Consider the following 13,530-nt stretch of genomic DNA (forward strand, 5'->3'; position numbering starts at 1 on the left):
GTTCCATTATTTATATGTGAATGATTTCACGACTCTTGGTTATTTCGTCACTCTCGTTAACGGCTTCTGAATGATCGATAACAGCTTTTCAGATTGAATTCGATCAATAATGACATTGACGGCAACCTGCATCAATTTATCGTTGAGATTCTTTTCTTCCAGGGCCCGGCTGTTTCGGCTGTCCATATTCTTGAATGAGAACAGGAGCCGTTTAATAAACGTGTCGTATGCCTGTTGGGGATAAATGTTGGCCGTCACCTGATCAATTCCGTGACGAATCGTTTCTAATGAGAATGCCGGCTTCAGAAGGCTGATCAAAATCACATCAGCCACCTGCATGGTCTGATACTTTTTCTTTACCGGTGCCATAATCGCTTTATTCTTGACATAATTGTTGATCATCGCCGGAGTGACTTTATCAATTCCGATTGGCCCCAGCGTTTCGTTCACCAGTGCCACGAGTTGATCCATGTACAATTCAAATTTTGGTAAATCGGCCCAAAGCGGCAATTCCACCAACTTGAGCTTTTGTTCCCACTGTTCATACTGTTCTTCATTGTATGCCATGTTATCACTCCTTCGTATTTATTATACCACGTTATCTAGTATTAAACACTAGATGAAATAGTCTATAAAAATAACGGCTCAAATAATCTCAGCCGTCATTGATAATCTTATTGGTTTTCCGATTGCCGCTGGAGTCTTCTCTTCTCCCGCTTGTTCAGCACGGTCGCGATGACTCCCTGCATGAACATGTATAGCGGATAAGCTGTCGCAATCAACGGAATTGCATACAGCCAAATGTCCTTATCGAAGAACGAAACCAGTGAGAAGATGTTATTGAAGAAGACGATGATCGTCAAGAACACGACGAGTACCAGGACATCCAAACCGATTTTCAGTCGGTTCAAAGGTCGAGATACCATTACCAGCGCCAGCCAGCAGATTGCCCCTGTCAACAGGACGCACAAAGTAGAAGTAAATTCATATTTCAGTCCAAAGAACAGGCCGATCACTTCAATCAGCATGACATAGCCGACGATACAGACCGCAGCCGGAGTCGAAATAATCAGCACCTGCTTCATAAACTGGTTGGTGATCTTATTGAAGTTGGGCTCTAACGCCAGGAAGAACGATGGAATGCCGACCATTAACGACGTAATTGGTGTCAGCTGAATTGGTTCAAATGGGTAGCCCATCGCAAAGAACACGAAGATAAAGGACAAGGCAACCGAGTACATCGTCTTGATCAGATACATTGAAGCGACCCTCTCGATGTTATTAATAACCCGACGGCCCTCTTTCAACACATCAATCATGGCGTCAAAATTAGAATTAATCAGCACAAAATCGGCAATACTCTTGGTGCTTTCACTACCGGAAGCCATAGCAATTCCACAATCCGCCTGGCGCAGTGCCAGCAAGTCATTAACACCGTCACCGGTCATGGCAACGGTATGTTTGCGGTCTTGGAGACCGGCAATCAGACGCTTTTTCTGATCAGGGGTAACCCGGCCAAAAACAGTATTCTTGGCCGCAATTTCACCAAAATCTTCGTCATCCTTGACCGTGGTCATATCAATGCTGTGTTCGGCATTTTGAATTCCTGCATGTTCGGCAATGGTTGAAACCGTGGTCGGATCATCACCGGAGATCACTTTAATCGTCACATCTTGATTTCGGAAGTATTGGAACGTATTGGCAGCATTTGGTCGAATCACGTCGGAAATTAGGACAAGGCCGATTAGTTTAGGCGCTTGAAGCGGCTTTCGCGGATCGAGGTCATCGACTTGAGCGACCGCCAACACACGATAACCCTTCTTGGCATTTTCAGTAATGGTTGCCTGAGCCGGATGATCCAAATGCTCAAATATGAACTGAGGCGCACCAAAAACATAGTCGTGGCCGTCACTCAGACCCACCCCGCTCCATTTTCGATCTGAGGAGAATGGAATGATTTTCTCAGTCTTTAATTCGTGATCATCAATCGCATTTTTAATGGCGTTTGCAGTTTCGTTAGTATCGCCGGTTCCATACGTAATGGCAGCAACCACTTTTTCAACTTCTTCGACAGGAACGCCTTTCATCATTGGAATCGCTTGAACAAATTTTAAATCACCACTGGTAATGGTCCCAGTCTTATCCAGACAAATCACATCAACTCGGGCCAGGGTTTCAATCGCCGGTAAATCACGAACCAGCGTTTTCTTGCGGGCCAAATGCATGGCAGAAACCGCCAGCGTCATTGACGTCAACAGCACCAGGCCTTCAGGGATCATTCCAATCATGGCGGCGGATGAACCTAGAATGGCCCGATTGATGCCGGTCCCACCATATAATTTGGCAACGAACAACACGATGCCCAGTGGAATGATGACATAGGTCAAAACTTTAATAATTCGATTAATTGTGTTAAGCAGAATGCTTGAGGTGTCCTCGCCCTGCACGGCTTCATTGGATAAATGATTAACGAAGGTATCCGAACCGACTTTGGTCACCCGCATCTTACCGGAACCGCCAACTAGATAAGTCCCGGATGTTAAGGCATCCCCCTGGTTCTTTGAAATGGTTTCCGACTCACCGGTAATCGGCGATTCATCAACTTCCATCCCACGTGATCTGACAACCTCGCCGTCAACGGGAATTTGGTCCCCGCGGCCAAGCTGAATGATATCTCCAAGAACGATATCATCGGAATGAATTTGCATATCCTCACCGTTTCGAATGACGTTGATCTTGCCCTCAGCCAGCAGGACCATTTTATCGACTTGGCGTTTCGAACGGATTTCCTGAATAATTCCGATCGCAGTGTTAAAGAAGGCAATCCCCAAAAATAGGAGGTTCTTGTAGCTGCCCGTATAAAAGATCAGGGCACCCAGAACCACGTTAATCAAGTTGAAGAGCGTAAATGTATTGTCTCGAAGAATATCTGAAACACTTCGAGTCAATGACTCTTCGCCGGTATTTTGGTTACCGTCGCGAATCTGCTGTCGAACCTGAATATCACTCAGGCCAACATCAGGATCAGTATTTGAACTATTTACGTCTGCCATTCGGTTAACACCTCTCTTTACAACAATTGTACAAAATTAACGGAAAAAATCACATTTATTTAGACCCTTTAAATCAAGTTTATATGATTCTTATTGATTTTACAGGGGAACGCGGTCAAACATTGACTGGTGGGTATGCTAAAATAAATCTAACTAACACGCAAGGGGGAACTAATATGTTTCAACCAGATAAAAGTACCTATCAATTAGCAGATGGCCATAAAATGCCGATGCTGGGATTTGGAACTTACAAATTGGATAATCCCGAACTCATGGATACAGCAATTACCACGGCATACGAAAGCGGTTACCGGATGTTTGATACCGCTCAATTGTACCGGAATGAAAAAATGCTCGGCGACACCATCAAAAGAGTCGCCCGTCGAGAAGATGTCTTCATTATTGATAAAGTCACCGAAATGAATCAGGGACACGACCTGACCATCAACAGTACCGACTTTTCACTGCAGCAGCTGGGAACCGACTATGTTGATTTATTACTCATTCATTGGCCGGTCGCCGAACACTTCTTTGAAACCTGGAAAGCCATGGAAGAATTAAAAAAACAGGGGAAGGCCAGATCAATCGGTGTCAGTAACTTCACCCGCTCACAGCTTGAACTGCTGAAAACGCAGGCGGATGAAATGCCGGTCGTTAACCAAATTGAAACCCATCCCTACTTAACCCAGCAACCGATGATCGATTTCGACAAAAAAATGTCGATTGTCACTCAGGCTTGGAGTCCACTGGGCAGAGGCATTGTGTTGGACAATCCAATGCTGGATAAGATGGCCAAGCACCACGGCAAGACACCGGCTCAAATCGTCTTACGCTGGGACCTGCAAAGAGGAATCTCAATCATCCCAAAGTCAAAATCACCAGAACGAATCAAGGAAAACACCGAACTGGATTTCGAACTGAACAGCGATGAGATGAGAATGCTGGACGTGATGAATAAAAACCAACGAACCGGAAATGAACCGGAATTGGTGTATGAACTTGGCAAACAATATTAATGATCGTCCAAAGGAAGTGATGGCATGGCCCTTGGTCAACTGACAAACCAGATTGTTTTAATGTTTGTCCTTATGTTAATTGGTGTTTTGATCAATAAAGTCGGGTTCATGCACACCCAGACTTCAAACGATCTGACAAATATTCTCTTATATATTGTTTCCCCCTGCTTAATCATTGGAGCGTTTGAACAAAATTATTCCGCTACCCGAATGAAACAGTTGATGCTGGTATGTGTCGGCATCTTTTTGTTCTACATAGTCGAAATCATCATCGCCAAGTTTTCATTCGGCAGAATCAGTAATATCAACCTCCAGCGAATCACCAAATACGGCAGCATTTATTCCAACGCCGGATTCATGGGAATTCCACTGACCAGTGCCCTGTTTGGGAATGCCGGTGTCTTTTTTGCGGTGGCATCCCTGGCTGGCTTTAACATCTTTAGCTGGACTCACGGCGTTTCACTGTTCAAGACTTCCAAAAAGGAAACCGATCACTGGCAGAACTTCAGAGAAATTATCATTAATCCAAATATCATCGCGATCTTTCTGGGATTAGGCATTTTCTTGATTTCATTTAAAATGCCGGTACCGGTAGACAGGGTGATTCATTACGTCAGCTCGATCAACACGCCGTTATCGATGATCGTCATTGGTAACAGTCTTGGCAATATTCGGATCAGTCGGCAGTTGATTGACTGGCATCTATGGCTGGCAATCTTTTTCCGCAACCTGTTGTTCCCAATTGTCGCAATGTTTATTCTCCAGGCTCTCACCGTTTCGGGCGTTGCTTTAAATACCACCGTCTTGATGGCTGCCTGTCCAACAGCCGGCCTGGTTGTCTTGTTCACGCTGCAGGCATATGGTGATGCAAGCCCGGCGGTGGCGTTAATGAGTTTGTCGACGATCTTAAGCTTGGCGACAATTCCAATCGTCTTTGCGTTGATGATGGCATTTTAATCCTGAGTTTGCTTCCAAAAATAAGACGCTGTTCCCTAAATATTGGGAGCTGCGTCTTATTTGTCTTCATGGCTCAATTTATCAATTTGCAGTATTACTGGTCGGCACCCTTTTTCAACAACTTACCGACGACGGGAAGCTGGCCCAGCTCACCAATCTTGTCATCAGAAACAACGATAGTATTGGCCGGTGAATTTGCGAGTTCACTGAAGGCATTGATCGACTGGTTTTGGAAGTACTTGTCATCGGCTGACGACAAGCCGGCCTGGACCGTATCAATCCGATATCTTTCAGCATCGGCACGAGTGCGGGTGGCTTCGGCCTCAGCTTTGGCGGTTGCCTTTAAAGCATCGTTCTTGGCTTTAGTAGTCAATTCGATAGATTTAGCCTCTCCTTCAGCCTTGGCAATTGCGGCGACCCGTTCACGATCGGCGGTCAATTGTTTGTCCATGGCTTCCTGAATGGCAGTCGATGGGGTTAATTCATCGATGTTGATCCGGTCCACGTTAATCCCGTAAGTATTGGTCAGATCACCAATCGCTACAGCTAATTCCTGATTAATCTTAGCAGTGGATCCCAAAGCTTCGTTCAAATCCATTCGGCCGATGATGTCTCGAAGATGTCCCCGAACCAATTGAGCCATGGATTCAACCGAATCCGTATTTTCATATTGGTACTTAACTGCATCGGTCACGTGGTAGTTCAAGGTCAGGCTGGCCGATACGTCGGCGTTATCTTTGGTAATGATTGAATAGTTGGGCAGGGACTTTGGCTCCATCGCCAGACTGACTGTCCGGATCTTTTGGACGAATGGCAGATAGAAATGAAACCCGGATGTGACACTCCGATGATACTTGCCGAAAGTTTCAACTAATCCCTGGTTATTTTGAGGCACAATCTTAATTCCTAATGGCATAGTGGTTACTCCTTTATTTTTCGCAGCGTTAATATGTTGCCGTTTGCTTCAATGACCGTATAATCGGCATGCTTATCCACCTTGGCGTTATCATCAATCAAATACCGGTAATAAATCCCCGATACCGAAACCAGACCGCTGTCAATCAAAATCTGCTTACCGGGAATCACCCTGCCAACAAATTGACGGTGTTCAAAATTGATGTTGTCCTCGGCAGCTTCTAGAATACTGACAATATACGCATTCACACTTTGATTCTTTTCTGTTGCCTCGCTTGCGACCTTATCATAAAGGCCCTGGTCAAGACGTAATAGAAATCGCTTTTCGCGAGATACTTCCCCCATCATTTATCCGTCCTTTTTAATTGACATCCAAAACCAATTAATCCATGCATTTGATATCATCATGATATCATTCCCATAGTAATCCGACAAATAAAAAACAGGATTACCAACCATCTCCATTTCTGGAAATAATCAGCAATCCTGTTTTATATCGGTAAAGTTCGCAATCTTAACTGGATTGTTAAATTTACCAATTGATTTGATTAAAAAGATTAACGAACGATCTTCTTGCCCATAATATCAGCTAACTTCTTTAAAGCATCGTCACGGGTCTTGATAACATCCATGTTCCAAATGATTGTGTCGATTTCACCACCGGCATAGTCAAACTTTTCGTAATAGATGTATGGATCTTTGTCGCTGTTTTTAAATACGTCGTCGATTTTGGCAGCGAATCCCTTTGACCAGTCATCGTCGTCCATTTCAGGAATATCCTTCTTGGTGACGTATCCTTGATCATTAATCAGATCAACTGCTTTCTTAACTTGATCGTCGGTGTACTTGAGGTTTTTATCATTATCTCGTTCTTCAGCATCGGCTTTCTTTTCGGCAGCACTTTCTCTTACCTTTTCAGCCATGATAACATCCCCTTTATTTTGGTCTACCTTAATGCTAGCACTGATTTGGAATTAAAGTTAAGAAAAACAACCATTAATAGCTAATAATATTTCAAACCACTTAAAAAATACCTTGTGCGGGCGTATAATTAGATGTAATCTGAAATTTACAGATGGAATTGGTTTTTACTATATATATCATTTTTGAAATGAGGAATTGAATTTTGGACGATAGCCAGATACTGACTAATCTAATTATTGTGATCGTAACATTTTTCTTCGCTGCCTTCTTCGTGGCAAGTGAATTTTCCCTGGTTCAAACCCGGGCAAGCGCACTGGAAGAGCGCAAGAAGAACTTAATAGAAGCAAAAGGTAAAAAAGCCAAGGGCATCAAAAAACTTGACCGTGAAATCCACATGGTTACCAACTTGAACGAATATCTCTCCACAACCCAGGTTGGTGTCAGCTTGGCCGGTATCATTTTAGGTTACTTGGGTGAATCTTTCGTTGTAACAATTTTGGTTGATGTCATGGAAATCCATAACTCACCAATTGATCCAACCGCAGCCCACGCTGTTGGTGCCGTGCTTGGAATTATCATCCTGACTTATTTGGAAGTTGTTTTAACTGAAATTGTGCCAAAGAACATCAGTATTGATATGCCAATGGCCGTGTTGTCATTTATCAGCACACCATTGCATTACTTCCACGTGATCTTCTACCCATTCGTTTGGCTGTTAAATATTTCAGCCAATGGAATTGTCAAGATGCTGGGCTTAAAGGTTGCCAACGAAAACGACGAATCATTTTCTCAGGCCGAAATCTTAAACCTTTCAAGAAATGCCGTTAAGAGCGGTGCCCTGGAACAAAACGACTACCTGTACATGCAGCGGGCCTTCCAGCTAAATGATAAGGTTGCCAAGGATATCATGATCGACCGGACTCAACTCGTGGTTATCGACATCACGACGACCGTTAAAGAAGCTGTGCAGGTTTATCTGCAGCAGAAATTCAGCCGAATCCCGGTTGTTGCCAATGGCGATAAAGATAAGATTCTGGGTTATGTCTACAACTACGATTTAATTCGCCAATCTCAAGTTGACCCAACCATTAAGATTGACCGTCTGCTCAGAGATATTTCAACCACCCCTGAAATGACGCCAATCACCGACGTCCTCCATCAAATGATCCAAAAACGGACACCAATCGTTGTGGTCGTTGACGAATATGGTGGAACTTCAGGAATCATTACTGATAAAGATATTTATGAAGAGTTGTTTGGAACAGTCCGAGACGAAATTGATCCTTCAATTACTGACTACATTTTCAAACAGCCTAACGGAACTTACCAAGTTAACGGAAAGTTGACCACCCATGATTTTGAGCGGTACTTTGATGCCGACTTCCCTGAGTTTACCAATTCAGATGCCGTTACTTTGGCCGGATACTTCTTGGACAACTACCCGGACATTAAAGCCGGCGACGTCATTTCGTTTGAAAACTTCGACTTTAAGATCGTTGACTATGAGAACTCATTTATCAATTGGTTCGAGGTCAGCAAGCATACTCCAGCTCAAAAAGCTGCTCAAGACGAAAAGGACAACCAAGACGATTAATGATTGAAACTTCAATAAGACTGTGACAAGACATTTGTTTTGCGAGCAGTCTTTTTACATATAGAAACGATTTATAACAATGCCGATATGGCACTATTAATGTCTAAGGGGGAACTAATAAGTGAAAAAGCTATGGCAAAAAACACCTGCTTGGATCACGTATACGGTGCTGTTTACCGCTTTGATCTGTGTTTTAGTCGGCTGCTTGTACTTAACAGGTCGATCAATGATTTGGGAACTGGATGGGATGGCGCAGCATTATCCAATCCTTCTTCAGCTTAGGCATATGATCCTGGAATTCCTGCATAACCCAAGTGGTGGTTTTACACATTGGGCTTGGAATATCAGCTTGGGATCCGATCAGCTGACCAACCTTTCATACTATGTTATTGGCGATATCTTTAATTACCTCATCGTGCTGTTTCCAAAGAATCAGATTGAAAATGCCTTCGCGTTCCTTGTGTTCTTGCGGATGTATTTCTCCGGTCTGAGCTTTATGCTGTATTCTTCATCGTATAAATTTAAAAGAAGCAGTCGGGTTATCGGTTCTTTAGCCTATGCTTTCAACGGTTATGCGTTGGCAACCGCACTGCATCACCCATTCTTTATTCTGCCACTCATTTACTTCCCACTCCTGTGTTATGGAATCGACAGAGTCCTGCATAACAAATCCTGGCTGCCACTGATGTTCACTGTCTTTATGGTCTTCTTGAGTAACTTCTACTTTGCCTGGATTCTGGGTCTTGGCTCAATTGCCTATGTTGTCATCCGAATGCTCAGCTTGAGAAAGTGGGCAGACTTTGAACCTTTGAAAGCCTTTGGTAAGCTGATTCTATCAGCAGTCATCGGCCTTGGAATGTCGGCAATTGTCTTTTTGCCAACAATTATCTTAGCAATGGGATCAACTCGGCTTAACGATAACTTTGCCAACGGGATGCTTTTCTTCCCGTTGCAATATTATCTGGACATCCCCAGCGCGATTCTACCAACCGGCCGGGCAATGAATTTCTGGCTGGTGATTGGTATCTCTGGTTTATCATATCTCGGACTGGTTTACATGCTGAGGCACTTTAAGCACTACCTGTGGCAAAACGTGGCGTTGATCACCATGGTGGTTGGAATCCTGCTGCCGGCTGTCGGCGCAGTTATGAACGCCATTTCGACCCCCTCCAACCGTTGGGTGTTCCTTGTGAACGTTCTGTTTGCATTCGCAACCATGGTCTTCATCGAGCATCTTGGTGATTTCACCAGAAATGATATTGCGTGGTTCAGTGGTGCATCAGTCGGCCTGATTGCCCTTGTCTGGACGCTTGGCGGTTTCTGGATGAATCTCCAACCCCACGATTTCGTTGTCTATGGCATCCTGTTATTGACTGTAATCGTCGTTCTCTGCAGTATGGTCTTCAACTGGAAGCAATCAACCAAGATCACCCTGGTTTCAGCAGTTTTCTTATTAAATATTTCAGCAAACATCATCGGAATCTACAGCCCCCACTCCAGTAAGCTGGCGCTGCAGCAATTGAACCGCGGACTGGCAACTCGTTTTAGCAATGATTACTTCAGTGGCGCCCAAAAGTATTTGGATAAGCTGCCAGGTTTCTTTAGAGTTTCAATGAATCCCAAGTATCACTACAATACGCACATTCAAAACTTAGCCAATTACTCAAACACCAATACTGATTTTCCAATTAACAGTGGGCTTAACGATACTTCAGTCTATCTAACCCTTCAAAATGGCTATCTCGGCAAATTCTCACAATCGGTTGGCAACAGCCAGTTCTCGATGAATACGCCGATTGCCCAGGGAGATTATCGAACAGCCTTCAATAACTTGTTGGGGGTTAAATACATGTTTGCCAAAGCCAACACCAAGAATCCGCCGGTTACGCCCTATGGGTACAAACCGGTTCGTGACAAGAACGGTCAAATCAAAGTCTTCCCAGCCAAAGCTCGGGTAGATGCCGTTCAGGCGATTGAAAATATGTATGGCACAACCATTTACAAGTCAAATAACGCACTGCCGCTGGTATACACCCAGTTCAAGACCGTTTCCCCATCTGCGTACAACAAGATGAGTGAAGTCAATCGTGAACGGGTGATGACCCAAGGGGCCGTGGTTAACAAATCCAAGTACAATACCCATCCCTTGAACTACAAATCACCACAAAAAAAGATCGGCTACACGGTCAAAATGGACACCTCAAAGATTGTCTATAACGGCCGTCAGTTGACCAAATACCGTCTGGGAATTATCAATAAATCCAATTCGGACAAGTTGGTTGATCAGCCACACGAACAGGTCAGCCTCGGCGCCAATCTGCAAAAGACCAAGGACCTGCTGGCTACCAACCGGTCAATTATTGAAACCAATCACTACAAGAACATCAACGGCCTAAAGGAAATGACCTCAGACGTTGCCGGCAATCCAATTGACTACACACTTAAAGTTAAAAACCCAAAGGCCACTAAGAACACTGAGTTATTCCTGGTGCTTTCCGGCATCAAGCAGACTGATGGAACGCCTGCCGAACACCGTCAATGGATGGCCAACAAGTTCCTGTTGGACAACAAGCTCTACTCCAAGATGGGAAAGATGGACGAATATCGTCATAGTATTTTGAAGCCGACCTTTGGTGGATATCTGTTTAATGCATTCGCTAAGGACCATCAAAATGGTTATAACCAATACGATAACAATAACCTTTCCAATTATCGTCAGATCAGCAACATCGTCCTCAACCTGGGCTATTCAACCCATCAGCGCAAGAACATTGCTTTGGACTTCAATCAGGTTAAGAATATCAAGTTCAAATCAGCCAAGCTGGTTGCCATGCCTTATAACAAGAGTTATGACACCCAAATGCAGAAGCTCAAGCAGACAAAGCCCGCCAATTTAAAGGTGAAAGGCAATCACGTCAGTGGAACGACGAATAATGCCAAAGCCGGAACGATGGTCACATCAATTCCTTATTCAACCGGCTGGAAGCTGACAATTGACGGCAAGCCTGACAAAACCTTCGTTGTCAATAAAGGCTTTGTCGGTGCCAATCTACCGGCTGGAAGTCATCAAATCAAGCTCGATTACACAACTCCCGGCATTAAAATTGGTAAGCTGTTGTCTGGCATCAGTTGGTTGGCATTTATTGTGCTGCTTGGATTTGGTATCATCGGTAAACTCGTCCCTAAGCAGAACAAAAAACGCCATGCAGCCAAGCATGGCAGCTGTTCTTCAAATTAAGCTTGCCAAGGTCAATGGCAATCGGTAAAGTAAGAGTTAGCGAATCACTAAAACGAAATCATTTTTCATCATATGAGGAGGTCCACCTTGAGTCCGATCAAAATACTATTCATTTCAATTGAGGGAAATACCCGTGCCTTTTTAAAAAACCTGGCAAGTTACGCAGCCGGCATGCACGACCAGGATCCTGCCAATCCATTGGTTGTATCGAAAGAAATCAGTGAACAAACTGATTTTGATGATGAAACCGAACCATATTTTGCTTTCGTGCCAACCTATCTGGATGGCGGCAACGGCATCGACAATGGCGTTAAAGAATTAATGACCAACGCCCTTGGCGAATACATTGCCTATAACGACAACGCAAAATTATGTCATGGCATTGTCGGCAGCGGCAATCGGAACTTCAACGAACAGTACTGCTTGACTGCCAAGCGTTACGCTTCGCAGTTCAACGTTCCTTTCCTCGCTGATTACGAGTTGAGAGGAACCGGCCGCGACGTTGAGCGGATTTATAAATTATTGGCAAAAAGTTAATCCTTGATATAGTAAAGGCGATTGATCAGAAATTTCTGGTCAACCGCCTTTTTGCTGTCTTTATTTATGAAGTTCAAACATTTCCAAACGAACTACCCAAGATCTGCTTGGCTTTTATGCATCCTAAGTCGATTCATCACCCACAGAATAATTGCGAAGGCAATAATCAACCCGGCAGCAAACGAGAACAGTTCTCGATATGAAGCGTAGTCCAACACAATCCCACCAATCAGTGGGCCAAGTGCCCGACCACAAGACATGAACAGGTTATACAACCCTTGGAACTTTCCTCGTGTCTGGGGTGTCGATAGGCTGTCAATCCAAGCCGGAATCCCAGGAAAGCCGATCATCTCGCCGATTGTTGTCACAATCATGACCAACACAAATGCTGTGTAATCTCGAGCAAATATCAGCCACAGAAATGATGCAGCAAAAATCGTCACACCGACGTAAGTCTGGGTGCTGAGCTTGAAATGAGTCCCGATCCGGTTAACAAATGGCTGACCAATCACAATCATCAAGCCGTTCAAGGTCCACAATAAGCTGTAGTTTTCAAACGGAATGTTGAGGTTGGTCATGTGAACCGGAATGACACTTTCCCATAGTGCGTAGGCCAGATAAACTGACAGCACCACGCCACAAATCGCCAGGATCATCCCACCAACTTTGGTTTCCACAGGTGCCCCCGGCTTAACGGGCTTGCCTGATACGCGTCGATCAACGTTAACTCTGAATTCCAGAATGGTAATGAGCACCAGTGCGGCATAAAAGATGGACGTCACGCCGAATACCACCGTCACACCATGTTTAAGCAGGAACCCCACCATTAACGTTCCAATCACAATCCCGACGTTTTGGCCAATATAGAGGATATTAAAGATTGCCCTTGTTGATCGGGTCTTGATACTGGCGGCATAGGAATTCAACAGGGTCATACAGGCACCGTCACCAAATCCCACAAACAGCAGCATAATGCCAAACATTGGCCAGCCATGGAAGAATACCAGCGTGAAGATTGCCGAAGTGGAAATCAGCGCACTGATAATTGTCGCTTTATAAGGTGACCAATGGTCGAACAAATAACCACCCAAAAAGTTACCAAGCATCATAAAACATGACATCGCCAGTAGAACCATCCCTGCCAGCGTTAAGGATTTATGTAGGTAATTATGCAGATAGACCGTTACCAACGGCCACATAAAGGCAGCACCGGCATTCAGAATAAGGGAATAAATAATGACAGAATTAAATCTGATCTCGTTTCGTTGTTTTATCAATTAATCAGTCCCCTCATTA

The 13,530-nt window shown here is 44.3% G+C and carries 11 protein-coding genes; 5 read left to right on the top strand and 6 right to left on the bottom strand.

Annotated elements, in window-relative coordinates; genetic code table 11:
* Positions 1-39: 39 nt before the first annotated feature.
* Both FD17_RS09150 and FD17_RS09155 read right to left on the bottom strand, forming a co-directional pair.
* Entirely contained in the window at positions 40-567 is a 528-nt protein-coding gene (locus FD17_RS09150) for a DUF1836 domain-containing protein (RefSeq protein ID WP_057825839.1), read from the bottom strand.
* 107 nt (positions 568-674) lie between these two features.
* Positions 675-3,053, bottom strand: a complete 2,379-nt coding sequence (locus tag FD17_RS09155; protein WP_057825843.1) for an HAD-IC family P-type ATPase — start codon at positions 3,051-3,053, stop codon at positions 675-677.
* Between the two features lie 176 nt (positions 3,054-3,229).
* On the opposite strand from FD17_RS09155, the gene FD17_RS09160 reads away from it, so the two are divergent.
* Together FD17_RS09160 and FD17_RS09165 are read left to right on the top strand one after the other, a co-directional pair.
* The gene (locus FD17_RS09160) at positions 3,230-4,069 is read left to right on the top strand and encodes an aldo/keto reductase (protein ID WP_057825846.1); all 840 of its coding nucleotides are present in this window, start codon (positions 3,230-3,232) and stop codon (positions 4,067-4,069) included.
* Positions 4,070-4,093: 24 nt separating this feature from the next.
* Entirely contained in the window at positions 4,094-5,026 is a 933-nt protein-coding gene (locus FD17_RS09165; protein WP_057825848.1) for an AEC family transporter, read from the top strand.
* Between the two features lie 94 nt (positions 5,027-5,120).
* Here FD17_RS09165 and FD17_RS09170 read toward each other — a convergent pair whose 3' ends face one another.
* From FD17_RS09170 to FD17_RS09180, 3 genes are all read right to left on the bottom strand, one after another.
* The gene (locus FD17_RS09170) at positions 5,121-5,942 is read right to left on the bottom strand and encodes an SPFH domain-containing protein (protein WP_057825850.1); all 822 of its coding nucleotides are present in this window, start codon (positions 5,940-5,942) and stop codon (positions 5,121-5,123) included.
* Positions 5,943-5,947: 5 nt separating this feature from the next.
* Positions 5,948-6,286: a toxin-antitoxin system HicB family antitoxin gene (locus tag FD17_RS09175; protein ID WP_156653617.1), complete on the bottom strand. Its 339-nt coding sequence runs from the start codon at positions 6,284-6,286 to the stop codon at positions 5,948-5,950.
* Between the two features lie 212 nt (positions 6,287-6,498).
* Complete coding sequence (locus tag FD17_RS09180; protein ID WP_057825856.1) at positions 6,499-6,864, bottom strand: hypothetical protein; 366 nt, start codon at positions 6,862-6,864, stop codon at positions 6,499-6,501.
* A 203-nt stretch (positions 6,865-7,067) separates the two neighbouring features.
* Between FD17_RS09180 and FD17_RS09185 the strand changes: the two genes are divergently transcribed.
* The 3 genes from FD17_RS09185 (at position 7,068) to nrdI (ending at position 12,234) form a co-directional block, all read left to right on the top strand.
* Positions 7,068-8,459 carry a hemolysin family protein gene (locus tag FD17_RS09185; protein WP_057825858.1) on the top strand — a complete coding sequence of 464 codons (1,392 nt, stop codon included), beginning with the start codon at positions 7,068-7,070 and terminating at the stop codon, positions 8,457-8,459.
* Positions 8,460-8,580: 121 nt separating this feature from the next.
* Entirely contained in the window at positions 8,581-11,697 is a 3,117-nt protein-coding gene (locus FD17_RS09190; protein WP_057825861.1) for a YfhO family protein, read from the top strand.
* Between the two features lie 72 nt (positions 11,698-11,769).
* Positions 11,770-12,234 carry a class Ib ribonucleoside-diphosphate reductase assembly flavoprotein NrdI gene (gene nrdI, locus FD17_RS09195; RefSeq protein WP_225363451.1) on the top strand — a complete coding sequence of 155 codons (465 nt, stop codon included), beginning with the start codon at positions 11,770-11,772 and terminating at the stop codon, positions 12,232-12,234.
* Between the two features lie 92 nt (positions 12,235-12,326).
* Here nrdI and FD17_RS09200 read toward each other — a convergent pair whose 3' ends face one another.
* The gene (locus tag FD17_RS09200) at positions 12,327-13,511 is read right to left on the bottom strand and encodes an MDR family MFS transporter (RefSeq protein WP_057825866.1); all 1,185 of its coding nucleotides are present in this window, start codon (positions 13,509-13,511) and stop codon (positions 12,327-12,329) included.
* Between the last annotated feature and the right edge of the window lie 19 nt (positions 13,512-13,530).

Origin of the sequence: Lentilactobacillus sunkii DSM 19904 (assembly GCF_001435575.1) — a bacterium.
Taxonomy (GTDB): domain Bacteria; phylum Bacillota; class Bacilli; order Lactobacillales; family Lactobacillaceae; genus Lentilactobacillus; species Lentilactobacillus sunkii.